Below are 19,873 nucleotides of genomic sequence, written 5' to 3'. Positions count from 1 at the left end.
GACCCTGAACGCCCCCGCCCACGCCGAAGGGCGGTCTCCCCGTGGGGAGACCGCCCTCCAGTGGGGTGAACGACCGAGGCCGTTCAGCGGGATGGGATCAGAAGCCCATGCCGCCCATGTCGTCGCCGCCACCCGGCATGGCCGGAGCGGCCTTCTCGGGCTTGTCGGCGATGACGGCCTCGGTGGTGAGGAAGAGCGCGGCGATCGACGCGGCGTTCTGGAGCGCCGAGCGCGTCACCTTGGCCGGGTCGATGATGCCGGCCTTGATGAGGTCGACGTACTCACCGGTCGCGGCGTTGAGGCCGTGACCCGAGTCGAGGTTGGCGACCTTCTCCGCGACGACGCCGCCCTCGAGACCACCGTTGATGGCGATCTGCTTGAGCGGGGCCTCGATCGCGACGCGCACGATGTTGGCGCCCGTGGCCTCGTCACCCTCGAGCTGGAGCTTGTCGAACGCGGCCTTGCCCGCCTGGAGCAGGGCGACGCCACCACCGGCGACGATGCCCTCCTCGACGGCGGCCTTGGCGTTGCGCACGGCGTCCTCGATGCGGTGCTTGCGCTCCTTGAGCTCGACCTCGGTGGCCGCGCCCGCCTTGATGACGGCGACGCCGCCGGCGAGCTTGGCGAGGCGCTCCTGGAGCTTCTCGCGGTCGTAGTCGGAGTCCGACTTCTCGATCTCGGCGCGGATCTGGTTGACGCGACCCTGGATCTGGTCGGCGTCGCCCGAGCCCTCGACGATGGTCGTCTCGTCCTTGGTGACGACGACCTTGCGGGCCTTGCCGAGCAGGTCGAGCTCCGCGGTGTCGAGCTTGAGGCCGACCTCCTCGGAGATGACCTGGCCACCGGTGAGGATGGCGATGTCGGCGAGCATGGCCTTGCGACGGTCACCGAAGCCCGGGGCCTTGACGGCGACGGACTTGAAGGTGCCGCGGATCTTGTTGACGACGAGCGTGGACAGGGCCTCGCCCTCGACGTCCTCGGCGATGATGAGGAGCGGCTTGCCGGACTGCATGACCTTCTCGAGGAGGGGCAGCAGGTCCTTGATCGAGCCGATCTTGGAGTTGACGACGAGCACGTAGGGATCGTCGAGGACGGTCTCCATGCGCTCGGCGTCGGTGACGAAGTAGTGGCTGATGTAGCCCTTGTCGAAGCGCATGCCCTCGGTGAGCTCGAGCTCGAGGCCGAAGGTGTTGCTCTCCTCGACGGTAATGACGCCCTCCTTGCCGACCTTGTCCATGGCCTCGGCGATCATCTCGCCGATCTGGGGGTCAGCAGCGGAGATCGAGGCCGTGGCAGCGATCTGCTCCTTGGTCTCGACGTCCTTGGCGTTGGCGAGCAGCTCGTCGGAGACGGCCGCGACGGCCTTCTCGATGCCGCGCTTGAGCGCCATCGGGTTGGCACCGGCGGCAACGTTGCGCAGGCCCTCCTTGACGAGCGCCTGGGCGAGGACGGTCGCCGTCGTCGTGCCGTCACCGGCGACGTCGTCGGTCTTCTTGGCGACCTCCTTGACCAGCTCGGCGCCGATCTTCTCGTAGGGGTCGTCGAGCTCGATCTCCTTGGCGATGGACACACCGTCGTTGGTGATCGTGGGGGCTCCCCACTTCTTCTCCAGCACGACGTTGCGGCCCTTGGGCCCCAGGGTGACCTTGACGGCGTCGGCGAGGGTGTTCATGCCTCGCTCGAGACCGCGGCGAGCCTCTTCATCGAAAGCGATGATCTTGGCCATTCGGGTGGTTCCTCCCACGCGAATCGAAGGTGTCGGCCAGGTGGTGCCCGCGACGGACGAGCCGAACCCGCGTGCCTCATGTCATGCGCGCGTGCCGACCCTCACCGGTCTGGCCTTGGGATACAACTTTGTCACTCTCATGGTGAGAGTGCTAACGCCATTATTGGCACTCTCGGGTGGAGAGTGCAAACGATCCGGGTATGCCGTCCGCCCGCCTCGCGCGGGTCGGCCGCCCTGCCCGGGCCGTCACCGGCGCACAGCCTGACCACCGGCGCATCCCTGGCAGCGCCGGTCGCCACGCTCTGCGCCGCTCGACGACGGGCCGAGCGAGGCACAGGTGCGCGAGCGAGCCACGCACAGGCAACGCGCTCGCCAAGCTGTGGCTCGTTCGCGGCCAGGGGACTGCGTCAGAGGGCGGGAGCGTGGCCCTCGAAGGTCGCGCGCATCGCCCCGTCGGCCTCCGACGACACCGGGTCGTCGAGGTCGGCGACGAAGACGGCGACGAGCGAGCGCGCCGGGTTCGACGCGGCCTCGGCCAGCGCCTGCCGCCACGCGGCGAGGTTGGGGTGGTCGAGCGACGCGCACGCCTCCGCCGGCTCGAGCGACTCGACGGCCGCGCCGAGCTGGGCGGTCGTGAGGTCGATCGTCGCGGTGGACCCGTCGTGGCCGAGCACGGTGGCGAGGACGACCGCAGGCAGCCCGTGACGACCGCCGGGGACGTTGACGTGGGCGAACTCCCACTCGACCGAGCTCGACGCGGAACTCAGCCCGACGGCATACGCGACGGGAGGGCGCCAGCCCTCGATGCGGGAGGCGAGGTGGTCACGGATCGCCGCGAGGCCCTCGGGCGTGCTCCAGTCGAGCTCGGCCACGGCTCAGCCCTGCGGCTGCAGCCCGAGGCGACGGGCCGAGCGGGCGCGCTGGCGGGTGGCGCGCTGGCGGCGCAGGCGCTTGACGAGCATCGGGTCGTGCTCGAGTGCGACCGGGCTGTCGATGAGCGCGTTGAGCACCTGGTAGTAGCGGGTCGGGCTCATGTCGAAGAGCTCCTTGATCGCCGACTCCTTGGACCCGGCGTACTTCCACCACTGGCGCTCGAAGTCGATGATCCGGCGGTCGCGCTCGCTCAGGCCCGAGGCATCGGGCGTGGGGGACTGCTCTTCGTGCACGGCGTTCACGGTTCGACCCTTCATGGAGCGGCGGCTGCGACACCCACCCTAACGGTCGAATGACACGGCTGTCATTAGGGTCGGCGTGTCCGCTGGACAGGCGTGACGCCCGCCTACTCAGGTGCCCCAGCAGTCACATCCGTCCCGTCGAGCAGGTATGCCGTGAGCTCGTCGACCGTGTCGAAGACCGCCTCCGGGAGGGTCGCCTCCAGCGCCGCCCGCTCCCCCGCACCCCAGGTCACGGCGAGGCCCGGCATCCCCGCGGCCCGGGCGGCGAGGATGTCGACGGTGGCGTCACCGACGTAGACCGCCGTGGAGGGGTCGATCCCGAGCCGGCGTGAGGCCTCGAGCAGCGGCTCGGGGTCCGGCTTGTGACGGGTCGTGTCCTCGAGGGCGCCGGCGACGTCGATGAGGTGGTCGATGCCGACACCGGCGAGCGCGAGGCGTGCGGTGTCGCGCCGCTTGCTCGTCACGACGTGGAGGGAGGCGCCCGCGGAGGTGAGGGACTCGAGCATCTCCGGCACGCCGGCATACCTCTCGATGAGGCGCGCGGTGTTGGCGATGTTCCACTCGCGGTAGGTCCGGTCGAGGTCGTGACCGCGCTCGGGGTCCTCCTCGAGCAGGGCGGCGAGGAGCGGACGGCCGATCCAGGCGCGGGCGCGGACCTCGTCGATCTCCTCGCCCCTCACCTCGCGGAAGGCGTGCTGGTATGACGCAACGATGAGCGGGATCGTGTTGGCGAGGGTGCCGTCGAGGTCGAAGAAGATGGTCTGCCAGCGGGGTGCGGTCACCGGGCCATCCTTCCCCGCCCACTCACCGGCCCGTCAGGGGCGTCCGGTCACCGGCCGGAGACCGGCACGACGCCGAGGGTGCCGAGCAGCTCGACCACCCGGCCGCGGATCTCGTCGCGGATCGGCCGGACGGACTCGACGCCCTTGCCGGCGGGGTCCTCGAGGACCCAGTCCTCGTAGCGCTTGCCGGGGAAGATCGGGCAGGCGTCGCCGCACCCCATCGTGATGACGACGTCGGAGGCCTGCACCGCCTCAGCGGTGAGGACCTTGGGCGAAGCGGCGGTGAGGTCGATGCCCACTTCGGCCATCGCCTCGACGGCGGCGGGGTTGACGGTGTCGGCCGGCGCGCTGCCGGCCGAGCGGACCTCGACCTGCCCGCCGCCGAGAGCCTCGAGCCAGCCGGCGGCCATCTGCGAGCGCCCGGCGTTGTGCACGCAGACGAAGAGCACGGAGGGGCGGTCGTTCACGGGTTCTCCAGGGTGTCGGGGACGAGCAGTCGTATGCCGGCCAGGCCCACCGCGGCGCCCGCCACCTGGGCGAGGATGAAGGGCAGCACGGAACCTGGCGCGATTCCCGTGAAGGTGTCGCTGAACATCCTCGCGATGGTCACGGCGGGGTTGGCGAAGGACGTCGAGGACGTGAACCAGTAGGCCGACAGGATCCAGGCGGCGACGAGCCACGGCGCCCGGTCGCCCCGACCGCCGCGACTCACGTGCCCGACGACGAGCACGAGGCCGGCCGTGGCGACGACCTCACCGAGCCACCGGCCCCCTCCCGGACGGGCGGTCGTCGACAGGTCCAGCGGCGCGAGGTCGAACATGAGGTTCGCGAGCACGACACCGAGGACTCCCCCTGCGACCTGTGCCACGGCATACCCGGGGAGGTGGGGCCACGGGAGGTCGCGGCGAACGGCTTGGGCGAGCGAGACGGCGGGGTTGAGATGGGCGCCACTCACCGGCGCGACGAGGGCAATGAGGACCGCGAGCGCCGCCACCGAGGCGAGGGCGTTGGCGAGGAGCTGGACGCCGACGTCGTCGGTGAGGCGCTGCGCCATGATGCCGGAGCCGACGACGGCGGCGAGGAGACCTGCGGTGCCGACGACCTCGGCGGCGAGCGCCCGAGGGAGTGCCGTCACGTGCAGCACGCGGCGCCGGAGGGCTGGCGACCGGAGACGTCGAGGACCTCGAGGCTCGCGGTGGCGGGGCGCGCGCCGGTGGGGTTCTCGTCCTTGACCGTGTAGACCTCCCACGGCGCCCCGGCCGGGTCGTGGACCCAGACCTTGTCCTGAAGGGCGTAGCAGCAGGTCGTGTCGTTCTCGTCGAAGGCCGCGAGCCCGGCCTCCGCGAAGCGCTCGCGCGCGGCGGCCACCCCTTCGACTGACGGGACCTCGACGCCGAGGTGGTTGAGCGCACCGGCGGTGCCGCTCCCCCGGACGTCGTCGCTCGTCTCGATGAGGACGAGCTTGAGCGGCGGCTCGGTGACGGCGAAGTTGGCGTAGCCCGGGCGGCGCTTGGCCGGCTCGACGCCGAACATCGCCGAGTAGAACGCGATCGAGGCCTCGAGGTCGGTGACGTTGAGGGCGAGCTGGACGCGGGAGCTGGGCGTGGTGGTCATCGGCGGGCCCCTTCAGATAGATTGATGAACGTCGATATGAGTAGCAAACCGTATATATTGATGTTCGTCAATATCTTGGATGGCACACTGTGTCCCAGCCGAGAGGAGGGGCCGGCATGACCACCACGACGCCCGCGAGTGCGGCGACCACGAGCGCGGCGGCCGCGTGCTGCGGCATCACGACGCCCGGCGGGCTGTCGCGAGAGCAGGCGGAGGCCAACGCCGCCCTCCTCAAGGCCGTCGCCGACCCGGTGCGTCTACGGCTACTCAGCATGATCCGCGACAGCGACGGTGGCGAGGCCTGCGTCTGCGACCTCACCCCCGCGGTCGGACTCGCCCAGCCGACGGTGAGCCACCACCTCAAGGTCCTCACCGAGGCCGGCCTCATCGAGCGCGAGAAGCGCGGCACCTGGGCGTGGTTCCGGGTCGTGCCGAGCCGGCTCGAGGACGTGCGCTCGATCTTCGCCTGACGCCCGATCGAGTGTCGGGGATCCGGGGCCGTCCATGCTCGGACGGGCCCGGATCCCCGACACCAGGTTCCGGGCGGTCGCCCGGGGGCAGGTCAGGCCGCGTCCGCGCGCAGGGCCTCGTCGAGCTGGCCGACGGCCTGGGTCAGGCCCTCCTCCATGCCCATGTCGAGCACCTTCTGGAGGTCGTCGGCCGACCCGTAGACCGTCGTCGACGAGACCCGCGTCCCGCCGTCGTGCTCGGTGAACTCCACGACGGTGTCGCCGGCCGGCATTCCCTCGGCGGGGTTGCCCTCGGCGTCGGCGAAGCCGTCGACGTAGGCGAGCCGACTCGTGGGCTCGACGGACGTCACATCCCAGTAGCCGCCGAACTTCTCACCCTCGGGCGACGTCATGTAGTAGGTCACCCGACCGCCGTCGCGCAGGTCGTGCGAGGTGACGGTGAGGGGGTATCCGGGCGGGCCGAACCAGCGCTCGAGCTGACGGGGGTCGGTCCAGAAGTCCCAGATGCGGTCGACGGGGGCGGCGAAGTCGCACGTGACGGCGATCGAGCGCTCGTCGCTGTTGGTCGTGATGTCGGTGACGGGCATGGGTCCTACTCCTTCTCGTGGTGGGCGTGCTGACGGTCCTGCGGGTCGGTCGTGGCGTCGTTGAGACCGGCGAGGAGGTCGTCGATCCGCCCGATGCGGCCGCGCCACACGGCCTCGAGATCGGTCAGCATCGAGGCGACCGATCGCAACGCCGCGACCTCTCCGCTGGCGAGCGCCTCGCGGCCGCTGCGGCGCTTGCTGACGAGTCCGGCCCGCTCGAGCACGGCGACGTGCTTCTGCACCGCCGCGAAGCTCATGTCGTAGTCACGGGCCAGTGCCGACACCGAGTGCTCTCCGGCCAGGACGCGACGGAGGATGTCGCGCCGGGTCCGGTCGGCGAGCGCGTGGAAGAGGGCGTCCGCCCGGTCTTCGTGCTCCTCGTTCTCGGCCATACGGACAATCTACAACCAATTGGTTGTAGATTGTCAACCCCCCCTTCCCCACGAGCCTCCCGCGTCCGCGGATGGGGTTGCTGGAACGACCGGATGCGCAGACGCAAGGAGGTGGGGGCGTGGATACGGTGGGGAACGTGACCAGCCGCCCCCTCGCCGAGATCGTCCACCCCTCGTGGGCGCATGCCCTGGCCCCGGTGGAGGGGACGCTCACCGATCTCGGGGAGTTCCTCCGCGCGGAGGTCGCGGCCGGTCGCGGCTACCTCCCCGGCGGGGCGCACGTCCTGCGCGCGTTCGAGCAGCCGCTCGACGAGGTGCGTGTGCTCGTCGTCGGACAGGACCCCTACCCCACGCCGGGCCACCCGATCGGGCTCAGCTTCGCGGTCGCTCCCGACGTCCGGCCCATCCCGCGCAGCCTCGTCAACATCTACACCGAGCTCCAGAGCGACCTCGGCGTCCCGGCACCGACGAGCGGCGACCTCACACCGTGGGCCGAGCGCGGGGTGCTCCTGCTCAACCGGGTCCTCACCGTCCGGCCGGGCACCCCCGCGAGCCACCGCGGCAAGGGCTGGGAGCAGGTCACCGACTGCGCCATCGACGCCCTCGTCGCCCGCGGCGGGCCGCTCGTCGCGATCCTCTGGGGCAGGGACGCGCGCTCGCTGCGGAGCCGGCTGGACGGCATACCGTGTGTGGAGAGCCCACATCCCTCTCCCCTGTCGGCGCACAGCGGCTTCTTCGGGTCGCGCCCGTTCAGCAGGGTCAACCACCTCCTTGAGCAGCAGGGAGCCACACCGCTCGACTGGAGACTGCCGTGATCCCCGCCCCGTCCACCCCCACCCGCGTCTGGAGCACCTACGTCGCCATCGGCGACTCGTTCACCGAGGGGATGTCGGACCCCGACCCCGAGAAGGACGACTCCTGGATCGGCTGGGCCGACCGCCTCGCGGAGTCGCTGCACGACCTCGCCGAGCTCGAGCACCTGCCCTTCCGCTACGCCAACCTCGCCGTCCGCGGCCGGCTGCTCGACGACGTCGTCGGCGGTCAGCTCGACAGCGCGCTCCAGATGGCTCCCGATCTCGTCTCGATGGTCGGCGGCGGCAACGACCTCCTGCGACCCGGGGTCGACACCAACGACCTCATGGAGCGCCTCGAGTCCGCCGTGGTCCGCCTGCGGCAGAACGGTTCCGACGTCCTCCTCGCCACTCCCGTCGACCCCCAGGAGGCCGGGCTGCTCAAGCCGCTCCGCGGTCGCCACGCGGTCCACGCGGCCAACATCTTCACGATCGCCCAGCGCCACGGCTGCTACGTCCTCAACCTCTGGGGCATGCCGGCGCTGCGCGACTGGCGCCTGTGGGCCGGCGACCGCATCCACCTCACGACCGAGGGGCACCGCCGGGTCGCCCTCGCCGCCCTTGCCGCCCTCGGTCACGCCACCGACGAGGAGGACTGGCGCACACCGCTGCCCGCGGGCGACGCGACGACGCGGCGCCAGGAGCTGCGCGCCCACGCCGCCTGGGCCCGCGAGCACCTCGCGCCATGGGTGCAGCGCCGCATGAAGGGCCAGTCGAGCGGGGACCACCTCGACCCCAAGCGCCCCGAGCTGTCGCCGATGCGTCCCTTCGTCGACGGTCCCTGAGGCCGGTCCGGTCCCGCTCGGGCTGGCGTTACAGTCGCGGGTATGCCGGTGACCCGCCTCATGCCCACCTCCGACGGTGACGACCTCATCGCCCTCACCCGCGAGATCTGCGACAAGGAGCTGCGCCCGCGCGTCGACGACGCCGAGCGCGCCGCAGCCGAGGGCGAGTCCTTCCCGACCGAGGTCTTCCGGACGCTGGGCCGGGCCGGGCTGCTGTCGCTGCCGCACCCGGAGGAGCACGGCGGCGCCGGACAGCCCTACGAGGTCTACCTCCAGGTCGTCGAGGAGATCGCGTCCGCGTGGATGAGCGTCGCCGTCGGCGTCTCGGTGCACTCGCTCACGGCCTACCCGGTGACGACGTTCGGGACGGCCGAGCAGCAGGCTGCCCTGCTGCCGGGCATGCTCTCCGGCGAGCAGCTCGGCGCCTACTGCCTCTCCGAGCCGCTCGCCGGCTCGGACGTGGGGTCGATGACGACGAAGGCGACGCGGTCCGACGGCGGTGACGGGACGGCATACGCGATCAAGGGGCGCAAGGCGTGGATCAGCCACGCCGGCCACGCCGACTACTACACGACGTTCGCGCGCACCTCCGACGACGGCGGGCGCGGCATCTCGTGCTTCATCGTCCCCGCCGGGTCCGACGCCATGACGTTCGGCGCCCCCGAGAAGAAGATGGGCCTGCACTGCGACACCGTGCGCGAGGTGATCTTCGACGGCGTTCCCGTCGAGGAGGCCAACCGCATCGGTGACGAGGGTCAGGGCATGGCCATCGCGCTGTCGGCACTCGACGCCGGCCGGCTCGGGATCGCCTCTGCCGCAACCGGGCTGGCGCAGTCGGCGCTCGACGTGGCCGCGGCCTACGCCAAGGAGCGTGAGCAGTTCGGCCGCCCGATCGCGTCGAACCAGGGCCTCGCGTTCCTCATCGCCGACATGGAGGCCGCGGTCTCGGGGGCGCGCTCCGCCTACCTGTATGCCGCGCGGCTCAAGGACGCTGGCCGGCCCTTCTCGAAGGAGGCCGCGGTGGCCAAGCTCCTCGCCACCGACGCCGCGATGAAGGTGACGACCGACGCGATCCAGGTCCTCGGTGGCGCGGGCTACACCGCGGACTTCCCCGTCGAGCGGATGTTCCGCGAGGCCAAGGTGACCCAGATCTTCGAGGGGACCAACCAGATCCAGCGGCTCGTCATCAGCCGCCACGTGCTGCGCTGACCCCCGACAACGTCAGACCGGGCCGTCTCATACACGGCCCGGTCACCTCTTTATAGGTGGGCGACCGGGTCCGGCCGGTGACCGACACGCGTCCGGGCGATGACGGCAAAACCACGTTTCTCCTTCCCGTGGGCCACGCCCTGCCATAGGCTCCGGACGGCTCGACGAGCGGGCCACATCGCAGGGGGGAAACACCCATGTCAGTGCGCCTCACGCGGGGGCTCGCCACGTTGCTCGCCACCGTCGTCACCGCCGCAGGCCTGAGCAGCGCGGCCACCGCCGCGGTCTCGCCCGCCGCCGACGTGACGTCGTGGTCGATCGAGGGCCCGGCCGGCTCCTTCGCGACCGGCCGGATCTGGGTGACGACGTCGCCCTACTCCTATCCGGTCGATCAGGGAATCGCCGTCGACGGCGACGGCACGGGCGGCTACTCCGGACGGGTCTTCGTCCTGCCACCGGTGGGCACGACGTTCACGGCGGGGACGACCTATCCCACGGCGGACGACGTCAGCGCCACCCATGCGCGTGTCCACATCAACTACCCCGTCTACTGCACGTCCACCACCACCGGCTCGGTGACGGTGCACGAGGCCGTGTACGACGCCGACAAGCACCTCGAGCGGTTCGCCGCGAGCTACCGTCAGTCGTGCGGCGGCGGCCCCGCCGTCACGGGCGAGGTACGGTCGCACTCGACCGTCGACATGGTCCGCCTGCTCGCTCCGCCCACCGGCCCGGCCTCGCACGTCGTCACCGTCCGATCCGCGAAGGGGGCGACGTTCGGGAAGGCCGTCTTCGAGTCGGATCCGCCCCCGCCATTCGGCTTTGCGATCAGCAAGGACGGGTGCAGCAACACGACCGTGCCGGCCGGCGGCTCGTGCACGCTCACGGTCACGGGATGGCCCGGTGCGCTCGGCAGCGGACGGCAGTCCACAGTGCTCCTGCCCGACGTCGCCGGCGACGACAGTCGTCGGATCCCGGTCGACGTCATCTCCCGCGACACCCCGCTCGGCGCCTTCGCGACCGTGGCGAACGGGCCGAAGCGGATCCTCGACACCCGAGCAGCGAACGGCGTGACGACCCGGACCTCGCTGCGCCCTGCCCAGACCATCGCCGTCCAGGTGACGGGCCGAGGAGGCGTACCCACGACTGCCGCCGTCACGTCGGTCGTCATGAACGTCACCGCGGTCAGCCCCACCGGCGCCGGCTTCCTCAGCGTCTTCCCTGGCCCGGCGAAGCCGAGCACGTCGAGCATCAACTTCACCAAGGGCGTCAACCTCGCCAACCTCGTGACCGTGCCGGTCGGACCGGACGGCAAGGTTCGCTTCGCCAACGGCAACAGCGGCACCGTGCACGTGCTGGCCGACGTCATCGGCTACTACCGCACCGCGGCACAGACGGCCGTCCCCTACGGCTCGTTCCGCCAGACCCAGCTCCAGCGGATCGTCGACACGCGCTCCAGGTTCGGACCGTTGCCCAGTGGCTACTACTTCGACATCGACCTCGACTACAACGGCGACGGCGCGCGGGAGGCGAACTCGCACCTCACCGCAGCCCTCGTCAACATCACGACGACGACGCAGTCCGGCTCGGGCTACCTCACGGCGTGGTCGGGAATCGGGGACATGCCGGCGACCTCGTCGGTCAACTTCGTCAAGGGTCGCAGCCAGGCCAACATGGCCGTCGTCCCACTCCGCCAGGAGTACGACACCGAGACGGGCCTCAGCTACCCGACGTTCCGCATCGACAACCCCTCGGGCGCGGCGACCAACGTCATCGTCGACATCGTCGGGCTCTACGACGACAACACGGTGCTCGAGGACTGGACCGCGCAGCGCTTCCGCCCCCTGGCCGCGCCGGTGCGCGTCGTCGACACGCGGAGCTCACTCGGGATGGCCTCCCTGTCCGCCGGTCAGACCCGGAAGGTCGCGGCTCCCGCGTCGGTCGCGGGCTACCAGACCTACGGCCTCGTCGCGAACCTCACCGCCGTCAAACCGACCGCGACGACGTGGCTGACCGCATGGGACGCCGACGCACGCCCCGGGGTGAGCAACCTCAACACGGTCGGCACCGTGAGCATGGCCAACGCAGCGATGATCCCGCTCAACTGGGGCAACACGTTCCTCGTCAACAACGCGGCCGGCACGACGCATGTCCTCGTCGACGTCGCGGGCAGTTTCGAGGCCTATCCCGCCATGGCGCCCCCACCCGGCTCAGGGTCGCCGCTGTCGCCCTCCCGATCGGGTTCGAGCGGTGTGGCCGGGCACGCCGGGCCGGCAGGCCGGTTCGAGGTGCAGCGACCGAAGGCAGGCTGACCCGCCCTCAGTCCGGGTCGCGCGAGATCCCGGGCAGAAGGGTGTCCCCGGCGCGCAGCGCGTCCATCGCGCCGGGGTGGTCGCCGATGAACTCGAGGCCCTTGTGGCGGTAGCGCCAGATCTGGAACGCCCCGAGCGACCACAGCAGGAACTGCACCGACATCGCGACCTTGAAGTCGTCGAGCTCGTAGGAGCCGGGCCCCTCCGGCACGCGGTGGTCGAGGATGAAGCCGACGAGCGCCATCGTCACGAGCGAGGCGAAGAACCCGCCGATGTTGATGACGCCGGAAGCACGCCCGAGCCGGTCCGACGGGTGGAAGCTGCGGGCGAGGTCGAAGCCGACCATCGAGCCGGGGCCCCCGCACCCGGTGACGCAGACGAGCAGGACGAGGAGCGGCAGCGGTGCCCGCCCCGGCCACAGCAGTACGAGCGCCCATGTGCTCGCGATGGCCGTGACGATGGTGAGGACGATCTGTGACCGGCGGTAGGGCAGCCGCCCGGTGAGGTGGCCCACGACCGGCCCGGCGACCATCGACGCGAGCGTGAGCGTGATGAGCAGGCTGCCGGCGGCCGTGGGGCTGAGTCCCTGGCCCTCGACGAGGAACGGGTAGCCCCAGAGCATCGTGAAGACGGTCGCGCCGAACTGGCCGGTGAAGTGGATCCACATCCCGAGCCGGGTGCCGGGGTTGCCCCACACCTCGCCAAGCGTGCGGGCCAGCGCCCGCACCTTGATCTTCTCGACGGCGACGCCGGTGTAGGGCGAGTCCTTGACGAGGAGGAAGAGCGCCACCGACAGCAGGGCCCCCGCGCCGGCGGCGATGCCGAACGACCGCTCCCAGCCGTAGCGGTCGAGGGCGGCGGCCAGCGGGGTGGCGGCGGCGACCGCGCCGAGCTGGCCCACCATGCCGCTCAGCTGCGTGATGACCGGCGCCTGTTTGACCCGGAACCACAGTGCGACGAGCCGGAGCATGCTCGTGAAGATCATCGCGTCGCCCATCCCGAGCAGCACGCGCGCGGCGAGCCCGACCCCGAAGCTGCCCGCGAACGCGAACCACAGCTGCCCGATCGAGATGAGCGCGAGCCCGACGAGGAGGAGGCGGCGCGAACCGAAGCGGTCCAGGAGGACACCCACGGGGATCTGCATGCCGGCATACACGACGAGCTGGACGACCGTGAAGGTCGCGAGCTGCGACGCGGTGATGTCGAACCGCTGTGCTGCAACGAGACCGGCGACGCCGAGCGAGGTGCGGTGGAAGACGGCGACGGTGTAGACCGACAGGGCGACGACCCAGATGACCCAGGCCCGGCGACGACCGATGTCGTGGATCTGCCGTCGCAGGGGTCGCGTCACCGTTCGATTCTATGAACGCCCCCCGTATGCCGTCCGCGTCGTCCACGTCTCGGCTCGGCGTGCGCTGCGTCCCTCTCGCCCGACGACGCGGGTCCGGTGAGGTACGGCGGGTAGAGTGCGGGACGCCGTCGGGGGCACTGCTCGCCGACGTGCGCTGGCGTGGCGCAATCGGTAGCGCACCTGTCTTGTAAACAGGTGGTTAGGGGTTCAAGTCCCCTCGCCAGCTCTCAGCTCGGTCGACGACGTCAGGGCCAGGCCGGGACGCACCCACGGGCTGGACATGTCCTTGGATCGGGTGCACGCTCTTTTGCATCATCCAACCGTGTCGCTGGCTGCGCTGCTCGAGCGCAGGCCGCCCGGCAGGTGACCTTGCGCAGCAGGCCGGCCGACCCTCTCACGTTGGGACGGTGCCACCATGCGCGTCATCCGATTGCTCCTCGCCGCACTCGCGGCGGTCCTGTTCACCGCGCCCCAAGCTGCGGCGGCCGAATCTCGACCCTTCACGTCGGACTTCACCGTCCAGGCCACGTTCGCTCCCACGCCTGTCCCCGGCGTGTTCGCCGTGACGACCTCCGGTTCGGGGCACGCGTCCCACCTGGGGAAGGTGACGGTCTCCTCTACCGAGACCCTGGACTTCGTCACGTCCCCCGGCAGCGTCGTGCTGCATGACGGTCTGCTGGTCATGACCGCCGCCAACGGTGACCAGCTGTACTGGAGCTACGAGGGGACCGGTTCGCCGCCCGACGAGAGCGGCGAGTCCGCGCTGGCCGGCACCTTCGTGATCACGGGCGGCACGGGCAGGTTCGCGGACGCCACCGGCGGCGGGACCCTCCACGGGACAGGGAACGCCGTCACCGGGATGGCATCCCTGTCGTACCACGGGTCCATCTCCTACTAGGCCAGAGGTTTGGGTCGCCGGCGCGCCTGTCACCCCGTGCCGGGGTCAGGGGTCTGCACGGACTCGAGCCGCGTCTCCTCGGGGTGCTCGGTGCGCTCCTCAGACTCCGCGAGGATCGCCCTGGCCTGCGCTTCGGGGTCGTCGCTGCCGACCACCTGCTCCTCCGGGAGGAGCTCGGCGCGGCTGCCCACGTTGTCGTCGTCCTCGGTGTCACGTCCCATGACCCGACCGTACCCACCGGCACCCGGCTGCAGGACCGTCGACGCCGACCCATCAGCGCCGCGACCACGATCGGACGAGCGGATCAGCCGTCGAGGCCCGTGTCGGCCTGGCGCTGCTCGCGTGCCGTGTCGAGGTACTGCGTCACCGCGGCGCTGAGCCGCTTGAGCTCGGGAATGTAGCGGCGGAGCTCCTCGGCGACCTCAGGCGGGGTCTGCGGCCACATCGAGAGGTCCTCGAGCTCGAGCCGCAGCGCCGCAATGGGCGTGCGCAGCTCGTGTGAGGCGTTGACGGCGAGGTCGCGCTCGCGCTGCAGGAGCGCGTCGAGCTGTGCCGCACCGCGGCGCAGCGCATCTCCGATCGCCTCAGCCTCCGGGACGGAGTAGTGCGGCACCTCGACGTCGAACCGGCCCTGGCCGATGTCCTCCGCGACCGCCGCGAGCTCGGCGAACGGGCGCGACAGTCGCCTCGCCAGCCAGGCACCGACGACTGCCGCCGCGAGGAGCAGGCCGGCCCCGAGGATGACGAGCGGGAGGAGCGCGTCCGACACCCGATCTGCCACCACGGCCCCGGACCGCCACACCGTCAGGCGTCCGCCACCCGCGATCGAGCGGGTGGCCGAGATGTCGTCGGCACCGGTGCGCTCGATGTCTCCGGCCACCGTCGTCTCGCCGCTCGGCGAGACGTACTCGATCGCCTCGTCCGGGTCGAGCAGCGGCTCGAGCGCGCTCTCGGTCACGGCGCCGGGGACGGTCGAGTTCTGCCGCTCGGCGAGCAGCCGCGAGATGAGGTCGGCGGAGCGCTCGACGCTGCGGGACTCGCTGTCGTGGACGAGGTCGGCCACGAAGTAGGCGCGCGGGATGCCGTAGAGCGCGACGACGGCGACCGTGAGTCCGACGAGGATGGCGACGAGCCGGTCACGCATCCGGGACGTCCTCGAGGCGGAAGCCCACACCGCGGACCGTGGTGATGCGCGCCGGGGCATCGACCTCCTCGAGCTTCTGGCGCAGGCGTCCGATCGTTGCGTCGAGGGTTTTGGTCGACCCGAACCAGTTCTCGTCCCAGACGTCGTTGATGAGCTGCTCGCGGCTGATGACGGCGCCGCGCTTGGAGTCGAGCAGGGCCATGACGTCGAACTCCTTGGACGTCACCAAGAGCTCGGTGTCGGCGACCCAGACCCGGCGGGCGTCGACGTCGACCCGGACACCCGACGTCGGGGCCGGAGCGGGAGCGGCGGCAGGCGCAGCGGCCGGCCCGGTGTCGATGCCGTGGCGGCGGAAGAGGGCGCGCACCCGAGCCAGCAGGACCGAGAGCCCGAACGGCTTGGCGAGGTAGTCGTCGGCCCCGACGTCGAGACCGACGACGAGGTCGAGCTCGCCGTCACGGGCGGTGAGGATGATGATGCCGCCGCGGTAGCCGTTGTCTCGCACCTGGCGGCACACGTCGAGGCCGTCGATGTCGGGCAGGCCCAGGTCGAGGAGCATGAGCTGCACGCCCGGCTCGCGCACCCGGGCGATGGCAGGGAGGCCCTCGGCGACCCGCTCGACGGAGTAGCCCTCACGCTCCAGCGTGCGCACGAGCGGGGCTGCGATCTTGTCGTCGTCCTCGACGACCAGCACGTGGGGCATGGTCACCGAGCATAGGTGCCGGACATGGCGTCCCGCACGGACCTCGTGGGCGTGGCCAGCCACAGCAGGCCGAGGGTGGCGAGACTCGTGGCGACGACGAGGACCCCTCTCGGTGTCACGCCTCCCCCGCCGGACCCGGGCGCGCCGAGAGCCATCCCGACGCCGGCGAGGAGGAGGCTCACCGCGGCGACGACGGCCGTGAGCAGGCGGGCCTCGAAACCGCCGCCCCGGAGCAGTCCCACCACCGCGACGACGGCAGTGAGGCAGCCGAGCACCGCGGTGACGGCGACCGCCCGAGGCGCCGTGCGTGCGACCTCGAGGAGGACGACCCCGAGGAGGCCGACGGCGGCCGCGACCTGAAGCAGGGCCGCGGCCGCTCGAGTGCCCATCAGAAGTCCCGGTCGAGCGTGCTGGTCTCGGTGACCGGTGCCGCCGAGCAGGCCTGGCCCGTGAGGTCGGTGACGCTCGCCGAGGGCGACCAGACCATGGGGGCCGCGACCGTGGTCGTGCGCAGGCTGGCGACCTGGCCCGAGGCGAGGGTCCCCAGTCGCAGGGTGACCGTGGTGCGCAGGAGGCCGTTGACGGTCACCGTGCCCGCTGTCATCGTCGCGTTGAAGGTCACGGTCTTGTTCGCCTTGACGAACTCCTCCTTGAGGTTGACCGATCCGAGGTTGACGGCGGAGCCGCCACGCTGGACGTCGAGGGTGTCGCCCCGGTTGCCCGTGCCGAGGAGGTTGCCGTCGCGCACCCGAACGGTGACCGCCTGCGAGGCACCGGTCCAGCCGCTCGTCACTGTCGCGAGGTTGATCTGGTCGGTCCACGTGAAGGTGAGCGAGTCACCGTTCTCGAGCCTGCCGGCATACGCACCGCCGTTGGTCGACTGGACGTCGAGACCACGCAGCGGGGTGTTGTCGACCTTCGACCCGGTGACCGTGGCGGAGGTCGTCGTGCCGCCCGCGCCGTCGACGAGGATCGCGCGGAAGGAGTAGGCGCCGTCGGCGACCTTCGTCGTGTCCCAGGTGCAGGTGAACGGCGAGCTCGTGTCGGTGCAGACGTCGGTCCAGGTCGAGGAGCCGGTCGGGGCGTACTGGATGCGGACCGAGGCGACGCCCGAGGTCGAGGTGGCGCTCGCCGTGAGGCTGACGGTGCCGCTGAGGAACGCGCCCGGGTCCTCCATCGAGACCGACGAGACGGTGTTGTCGACCTGGCGGCTGGTGACGACGGCGGACGTCGTCGTGTTGCCGGCGTTGTCGGTCGCGACCGCCCGGAAGCCGTAGCTGCCGTCGGCGATCGTCGTCGTGTCGAAGCGGCAGGACCAGGGGTCGATGGTCGTCGTGCAGAGGACTTTCCACGTCGAGGTGCCCGTGACGGCGTACTGGATGACGACCTGCGCGACACCGGAGTTCGCGTCCGTCGCCGTCGCGGCGAAGGTGCGGACGCCCCGCACCGGGGTGCCGGGGTCGGTCATGGTGACGACTGGGGCGAGGTTGTCGACGGAGACGTCGGGCAGGACGGCGGAGATGAGCGTCGAGCCACCCGAGGTCGCCACGGCGCGGAGGTCGTAGTCGGAGTTGGTGTAGGTCGTCGTGCTCCACGAGCAGGCGTAGGGCGACGAGAGGCCCGAGCAGATGGTCTTCCACTGGGTGGTGCCGGCCGCGGCGTACTCGATGCGCACGCTCCAGGTGAGCGCACCGGGGTTGTAGACCGTCGCCGACAGCGGCACGGTGCCGCGGACGAGGTCGCCCGGGTCGGCCAGGACGACCATCGTCGTGTTGGCGACCGTGGCACGGACCGACTCCGACGTCGCCGAGTAGCCGGCGCGGTCGGTGGCGCGGGCGCGGACGTCGTAGCCGCCGTCGGAGACGAGCTTGGTGTTCCACGAGCACGACCAGGGGGCGGCCGTCGCGGTGCAGACCGTGACCCACGAGCCACCGGCGGCGGGCTGGACCTCGATGACGACGCTCTGCACGCCGCTCTCGCCGTCGGTGGCGTTGGCCGTGAGGGTCACGGTGTCCTTGGCAGGGGTGGGGATGCTCGCCATCGACACGGACGGCGGCGTCCAGTCGGACGCCGCCTTGATGGTCACGCGGCTCGAGCTCGCCGACGTGAACGCCGCCGTGGAGAAGCCGGGGGCGGCGAGTCCGAGCACGGCCGCGAGCGCCAGCACGAGGAGGGCTGCTGCTCGGCGGTCGAACACGGCTCCTCCTTCTGGGTGACTCTGGGTGACTCTGGGTGGCTCCGGCTGACTCTGGGTGAGTTGGGGCTACTCGGACGGCTCGGGACGGGCGGGGTGCACGCGTGCTGCGTGCTGGGAACGACGCTACGGAGAGGCGCTCGACGGGGACTCCACAGGACGTCCCCGGGGATTCCCCGGTTTGCTACACGGCGGGTTTCGCCGTGGTTGCCGCGGAAGCCGCGCGGCCGGCACACGCACCGGTTCGCGGACGGCATACGGGCTCTTGCGTGACCGCCGCGGACCCGGAGGGCGACCCGGGTCAGGTCGTCGCGACCGCGTGACCCCTCCGCCGCGCGGTCACAGACGACCCGACGTTGCGCACGAGCTCGACGAGCGCGAGCAGCGCGATGATGCCGGCCGGTACCCCGATGACGAGGATGCGGGTCTCGCGGTCGGCGAGGGCGATGAAGACGTAGCCGACGCGCGGCACCGAGAACTTCACGACCGGCTGCTGGTCCGCGACGAGCGAGAAGGTCCACGGGTCGACGTTGTCGTTGGCGTCACCCTGGGTGCGCAGGCGGGTCGCGCCCTTGGCGTCGGTGCCCATCTCGACGATGCGGTGGGTGACGAGGTTGGCGACCCCGCTGTCCGGCGGCGGCAGGTAGGTGATGACGTCACCGACCGCGAGGTCCTCGACCGGGACCGGCTTCTCGAAGGCGACCGAGCCCTTGGAGATGGAGCCGGTCATCGAGCCGCCGGTGATGACGTAGCGCTCGTAGCCGAGGAACGACGGAAGCAGGTATGCCGTGCACGCGAGCGTGAGTGCCACGAGGGCCACGTTCGTCAGGGTGCGCGCGAGGCGCGACAGCGAGGAGGCGAGACGCTTCATGTGGGGCTCCTGCTCGGTGCGGTGCGGGCGGGGGGTCCGGCGCCGGCTCACGGAGTGCCGGACGCCGGGGGCCGGGGGGCCGTGGGGGCTGGGGTGGGGCTGGGGGTGGTGCCTGGGTGGAACGACGGTGACGGGGGCGGCGGTCGCGGCGCCCCCGTCGACGGGTCACTGGTTGGTGACGGACCCGGCGGTCTGGACCGAGCTCCACTGGTAGGCAGCGGTGGCCGTCTTGCCCTGCTCGGAGTTCGGGGCGTCCTGGGCGAGGGTGACGGTGAAGGTGTAGACGTTCGCGGCACCGGGCGCGACGACGCCGAGGTCGTTCTTCGTGCCGTCGACGAGGCCACCGAAGGTGCCGTCGTAGACCGTGACGCCGGAGGTCGTGTTCTTGATCGCGAGCTTGAGGTACTCACCGGTGAACGCGTTGGCCGAGGAGGTCTCGGTGAGCGAGAACGTCGCCGGCAGCGAGCCCGTGTTGGTGATGGTGACCGAGCCGTTGAGGGTGTCACCGGGCTTGAAGTTGGTGAGGCCGAAGATCTCGGCGCCGTTCTTGGAGTTCGTGTGGAGCAGCGTGCCCGAGGTGACCGTGCTGATCGTGTTGCTCGTCTCGGAGCTGAAGGTCGCTCCGGAGCCGACCGCGAGAGCGCCGGCGGCGAGGAGGACGGTGAGGGGGACGAGGACCTTCTTGGCGACGATGCTCATGGCGGTTCTGCTCCTGGCTTGTGGTGTTCCGGCTGACCGGAGGGGATACCAAGAACGTTAGGGAGCGCCGTTCCACGGCTTCTCCACACGAGTTACCCGTGAGTTCCCCA

General features: G+C 71.0%; 23 protein-coding genes and 1 tRNA gene. 7 read left to right on the top strand and 17 right to left on the bottom strand.

The window, feature by feature from the left end; all coding sequences use genetic code 11:
* Nucleotides 1–97 precede the first annotated feature (97 nt).
* The 7 genes from groL to ACOJV7_RS10780 all read right to left on the bottom strand — a co-directional run bounded on the left by groL (nt 98) and on the right by ACOJV7_RS10780 (nt 5,297).
* Nucleotides 98–1,726 (bottom strand): chaperonin GroEL, encoded by a 1,629-nt coding sequence (gene groL / locus ACOJV7_RS10810; protein ID WP_420190151.1) that lies wholly within the window; start codon nt 1,724–1,726, stop codon nt 98–100.
* Between the two features lie 407 nt (nt 1,727–2,133).
* On the bottom strand, nt 2,134–2,598 hold the full coding sequence (locus ACOJV7_RS10805) for a hypothetical protein (RefSeq protein WP_420190150.1): 465 nt from the start codon (nt 2,596–2,598) through the stop codon (nt 2,134–2,136).
* Nucleotides 2,599–2,601: 3 nt separating this feature from the next.
* Nucleotides 2,602–2,916 (bottom strand): DUF3263 domain-containing protein, encoded by a 315-nt coding sequence (locus tag ACOJV7_RS10800; protein ID WP_420190149.1) that lies wholly within the window; start codon nt 2,914–2,916, stop codon nt 2,602–2,604.
* A gap of 89 nt (nt 2,917–3,005) precedes the next feature.
* Nucleotides 3,006–3,683, bottom strand: a complete 678-nt coding sequence (locus ACOJV7_RS10795) for an HAD family hydrolase (protein WP_420190148.1) — start codon at nt 3,681–3,683, stop codon at nt 3,006–3,008.
* Nucleotides 3,684–3,730: 47 nt separating this feature from the next.
* Nucleotides 3,731–4,150, bottom strand: coding sequence for an arsenate reductase ArsC (locus tag ACOJV7_RS10790; protein ID WP_420190147.1), 420 nt, complete (start codon nt 4,148–4,150; stop codon nt 3,731–3,733).
* A complete protein-coding gene (locus ACOJV7_RS10785) occupies nt 4,147–4,818 on the bottom strand; it encodes an aquaporin (RefSeq protein ID WP_420190146.1) in 672 nt (223 codons plus the stop codon). Before ACOJV7_RS10785 ends, ACOJV7_RS10790 begins: the two co-directional genes overlap by 4 nt.
* A complete protein-coding gene (locus ACOJV7_RS10780) occupies nt 4,815–5,297 on the bottom strand; it encodes an ArsI/CadI family heavy metal resistance metalloenzyme (RefSeq protein WP_420190145.1) in 483 nt (160 codons plus the stop codon). Before ACOJV7_RS10780 ends, ACOJV7_RS10785 begins: the two co-directional genes overlap by 4 nt.
* A gap of 116 nt (nt 5,298–5,413) precedes the next feature.
* Between ACOJV7_RS10780 and ACOJV7_RS10775 the strand changes: the two genes are divergently transcribed.
* Nucleotides 5,414–5,767 carry an ArsR/SmtB family transcription factor gene (locus ACOJV7_RS10775; RefSeq protein ID WP_420190144.1) on the top strand — a complete coding sequence of 118 codons (354 nt, stop codon included), beginning with the start codon at nt 5,414–5,416 and terminating at the stop codon, nt 5,765–5,767.
* Nucleotides 5,768–5,859: 92 nt separating this feature from the next.
* On the opposite strand, the gene ACOJV7_RS10770 is transcribed toward ACOJV7_RS10775, so the two are convergent.
* Both ACOJV7_RS10770 and ACOJV7_RS10765 read right to left on the bottom strand, forming a co-directional pair.
* Entirely contained in the window at nt 5,860–6,354 is a 495-nt protein-coding gene (locus ACOJV7_RS10770) for an SRPBCC family protein (protein WP_420190143.1), read from the bottom strand.
* Between the two features lie 5 nt (nt 6,355–6,359).
* Nucleotides 6,360–6,746, bottom strand: coding sequence for an ArsR/SmtB family transcription factor (locus tag ACOJV7_RS10765; protein WP_420190142.1), 387 nt, complete (start codon nt 6,744–6,746; stop codon nt 6,360–6,362).
* Nucleotides 6,747–6,883: 137 nt separating this feature from the next.
* Here ACOJV7_RS10765 and ACOJV7_RS10760 point away from each other — a divergent pair, with 137 nt between their 5' ends.
* From ACOJV7_RS10760 to ACOJV7_RS10745, 4 genes are all read left to right on the top strand, one after another.
* Nucleotides 6,884–7,561 (top strand): uracil-DNA glycosylase, encoded by a 678-nt coding sequence (locus tag ACOJV7_RS10760; RefSeq protein ID WP_420190141.1) that lies wholly within the window; start codon nt 6,884–6,886, stop codon nt 7,559–7,561.
* A complete protein-coding gene (locus ACOJV7_RS10755) occupies nt 7,561–8,382 on the top strand; it encodes an SGNH/GDSL hydrolase family protein (RefSeq protein ID WP_420190402.1) in 822 nt (273 codons plus the stop codon). The genes ACOJV7_RS10760 and ACOJV7_RS10755 overlap by 1 nt, the downstream gene beginning before the upstream one ends.
* A 42-nt stretch (nt 8,383–8,424) precedes the next feature.
* On the top strand, nt 8,425–9,591 hold the full coding sequence (locus ACOJV7_RS10750) for an acyl-CoA dehydrogenase family protein (RefSeq protein WP_420190140.1): 1,167 nt from the start codon (nt 8,425–8,427) through the stop codon (nt 9,589–9,591).
* A 197-nt stretch (nt 9,592–9,788) separates the two neighbouring features.
* Nucleotides 9,789–11,903 carry a hypothetical protein gene (locus tag ACOJV7_RS10745; RefSeq protein ID WP_420190139.1) on the top strand — a complete coding sequence of 705 codons (2,115 nt, stop codon included), beginning with the start codon at nt 9,789–9,791 and terminating at the stop codon, nt 11,901–11,903.
* A gap of 7 nt (nt 11,904–11,910) precedes the next feature.
* Here the strand turns inward: ACOJV7_RS10745 and ACOJV7_RS10740 are convergent, their stop codons facing one another.
* The gene (locus ACOJV7_RS10740; RefSeq protein WP_420190138.1) at nt 11,911–13,254 is read right to left on the bottom strand and encodes an MFS transporter; all 1,344 of its coding nucleotides are present in this window, start codon (nt 13,252–13,254) and stop codon (nt 11,911–11,913) included.
* A 153-nt stretch (nt 13,255–13,407) separates the two neighbouring features.
* Between ACOJV7_RS10740 and ACOJV7_RS10735 the strand changes: the two genes are divergently transcribed.
* Both ACOJV7_RS10735 and ACOJV7_RS10730 read left to right on the top strand, forming a co-directional pair.
* Nucleotides 13,408–13,480 (top strand) — tRNA-Thr (locus tag ACOJV7_RS10735).
* Nucleotides 13,481–13,669: 189 nt separating this feature from the next.
* Nucleotides 13,670–14,152, top strand: a complete 483-nt coding sequence (locus tag ACOJV7_RS10730) for a hypothetical protein (RefSeq protein ID WP_420190137.1) — start codon at nt 13,670–13,672, stop codon at nt 14,150–14,152.
* A gap of 29 nt (nt 14,153–14,181) precedes the next feature.
* Here the strand turns inward: ACOJV7_RS10730 and ACOJV7_RS10725 are convergent, their stop codons facing one another.
* The 7 genes from ACOJV7_RS10725 to ACOJV7_RS10695 form a co-directional block, all read right to left on the bottom strand.
* The gene (locus tag ACOJV7_RS10725) at nt 14,182–14,373 is read right to left on the bottom strand and encodes a hypothetical protein (protein WP_420190136.1); all 192 of its coding nucleotides are present in this window, start codon (nt 14,371–14,373) and stop codon (nt 14,182–14,184) included.
* An 83-nt stretch (nt 14,374–14,456) separates the two neighbouring features.
* A complete protein-coding gene (locus ACOJV7_RS10720; RefSeq protein WP_420190135.1) occupies nt 14,457–15,296 on the bottom strand; it encodes a histidine kinase dimerization/phospho-acceptor domain-containing protein in 840 nt (279 codons plus the stop codon).
* Complete coding sequence (locus tag ACOJV7_RS10715; RefSeq protein WP_420190134.1) at nt 15,289–15,999, bottom strand: response regulator transcription factor; 711 nt, start codon at nt 15,997–15,999, stop codon at nt 15,289–15,291. The genes ACOJV7_RS10720 and ACOJV7_RS10715 overlap by 8 nt, the downstream gene beginning before the upstream one ends.
* Nucleotides 16,000–16,001: 2 nt before the next feature.
* Nucleotides 16,002–16,388, bottom strand: a complete 387-nt coding sequence (locus ACOJV7_RS10710; RefSeq protein WP_420190133.1) for a hypothetical protein — start codon at nt 16,386–16,388, stop codon at nt 16,002–16,004.
* Nucleotides 16,388–18,196, bottom strand: coding sequence for an Ig-like domain-containing protein (locus tag ACOJV7_RS10705; RefSeq protein ID WP_420190132.1), 1,809 nt, complete (start codon nt 18,194–18,196; stop codon nt 16,388–16,390). Before ACOJV7_RS10705 ends, ACOJV7_RS10710 begins: the two co-directional genes overlap by 1 nt.
* Before the next feature lie 298 nt (nt 18,197–18,494).
* Complete coding sequence (locus ACOJV7_RS10700) at nt 18,495–19,064, bottom strand: signal peptidase I (RefSeq protein ID WP_420190131.1); 570 nt, start codon at nt 19,062–19,064, stop codon at nt 18,495–18,497.
* Nucleotides 19,065–19,229: 165 nt separating this feature from the next.
* On the bottom strand, nt 19,230–19,763 hold the full coding sequence (locus ACOJV7_RS10695) for a TasA family protein (RefSeq protein WP_420190130.1): 534 nt from the start codon (nt 19,761–19,763) through the stop codon (nt 19,230–19,232).
* Between the last annotated feature and the right edge of the window lie 110 nt (nt 19,764–19,873).

This window comes from Knoellia tibetensis (assembly GCF_048606415.1).
Classification (GTDB): domain Bacteria; phylum Actinomycetota; class Actinomycetes; order Actinomycetales; family Dermatophilaceae; genus Knoellia; species Knoellia tibetensis.
This window is presented reverse-complemented; position numbering and strand designations above follow the sequence as displayed.

Bases quoted from the DNA above. Each gene is read 5' to 3' on its own strand.
- groL (WP_420190151.1), bottom strand. From the start codon at position 1,726: ATGGCCAAGATCATCGCTTTCGATGAAGAGGCTCGCCGCGGTCTCGAG.
- ACOJV7_RS10800 (WP_420190149.1), bottom strand. From the start codon at position 2,916: ATGAAGGGTCGAACCGTGAACGCCGTGCACGAAGAGCAGTCCCCCACG.
- ACOJV7_RS10780 (WP_420190145.1), bottom strand. From the start codon at position 5,297: ATGACCACCACGCCCAGCTCCCGCGTCCAGCTCGCCCTCAACGTCACC.
- ACOJV7_RS10775 (WP_420190144.1), top strand. From the start codon at position 5,414: ATGACCACCACGACGCCCGCGAGTGCGGCGACCACGAGCGCGGCGGCC.
- ACOJV7_RS10770 (WP_420190143.1), bottom strand. From the start codon at position 6,354: ATGCCCGTCACCGACATCACGACCAACAGCGACGAGCGCTCGATCGCC.
- ACOJV7_RS10765 (WP_420190142.1), bottom strand. From the start codon at position 6,746: ATGGCCGAGAACGAGGAGCACGAAGACCGGGCGGACGCCCTCTTCCAC.
- ACOJV7_RS10750 (WP_420190140.1), top strand. From the start codon at position 8,425: ATGCCGGTGACCCGCCTCATGCCCACCTCCGACGGTGACGACCTCATC.
- ACOJV7_RS10745 (WP_420190139.1), top strand. From the start codon at position 9,789: ATGTCAGTGCGCCTCACGCGGGGGCTCGCCACGTTGCTCGCCACCGTC.
- ACOJV7_RS10730 (WP_420190137.1), top strand. From the start codon at position 13,670: ATGCGCGTCATCCGATTGCTCCTCGCCGCACTCGCGGCGGTCCTGTTC.
- ACOJV7_RS10725 (WP_420190136.1), bottom strand. From the start codon at position 14,373: ATGGGACGTGACACCGAGGACGACGACAACGTGGGCAGCCGCGCCGAG.
- ACOJV7_RS10720 (WP_420190135.1), bottom strand. From the start codon at position 15,296: ATGCGTGACCGGCTCGTCGCCATCCTCGTCGGACTCACGGTCGCCGTC.
- ACOJV7_RS10715 (WP_420190134.1), bottom strand. From the start codon at position 15,999: ATGCCCCACGTGCTGGTCGTCGAGGACGACGACAAGATCGCAGCCCCG.
- ACOJV7_RS10710 (WP_420190133.1), bottom strand. From the start codon at position 16,388: ATGGGCACTCGAGCGGCCGCGGCCCTGCTTCAGGTCGCGGCCGCCGTC.
- ACOJV7_RS10700 (WP_420190131.1), bottom strand. From the start codon at position 19,064: ATGAAGCGTCTCGCCTCCTCGCTGTCGCGCCTCGCGCGCACCCTGACG.
- ACOJV7_RS10695 (WP_420190130.1), bottom strand. From the start codon at position 19,763: ATGAGCATCGTCGCCAAGAAGGTCCTCGTCCCCCTCACCGTCCTCCTC.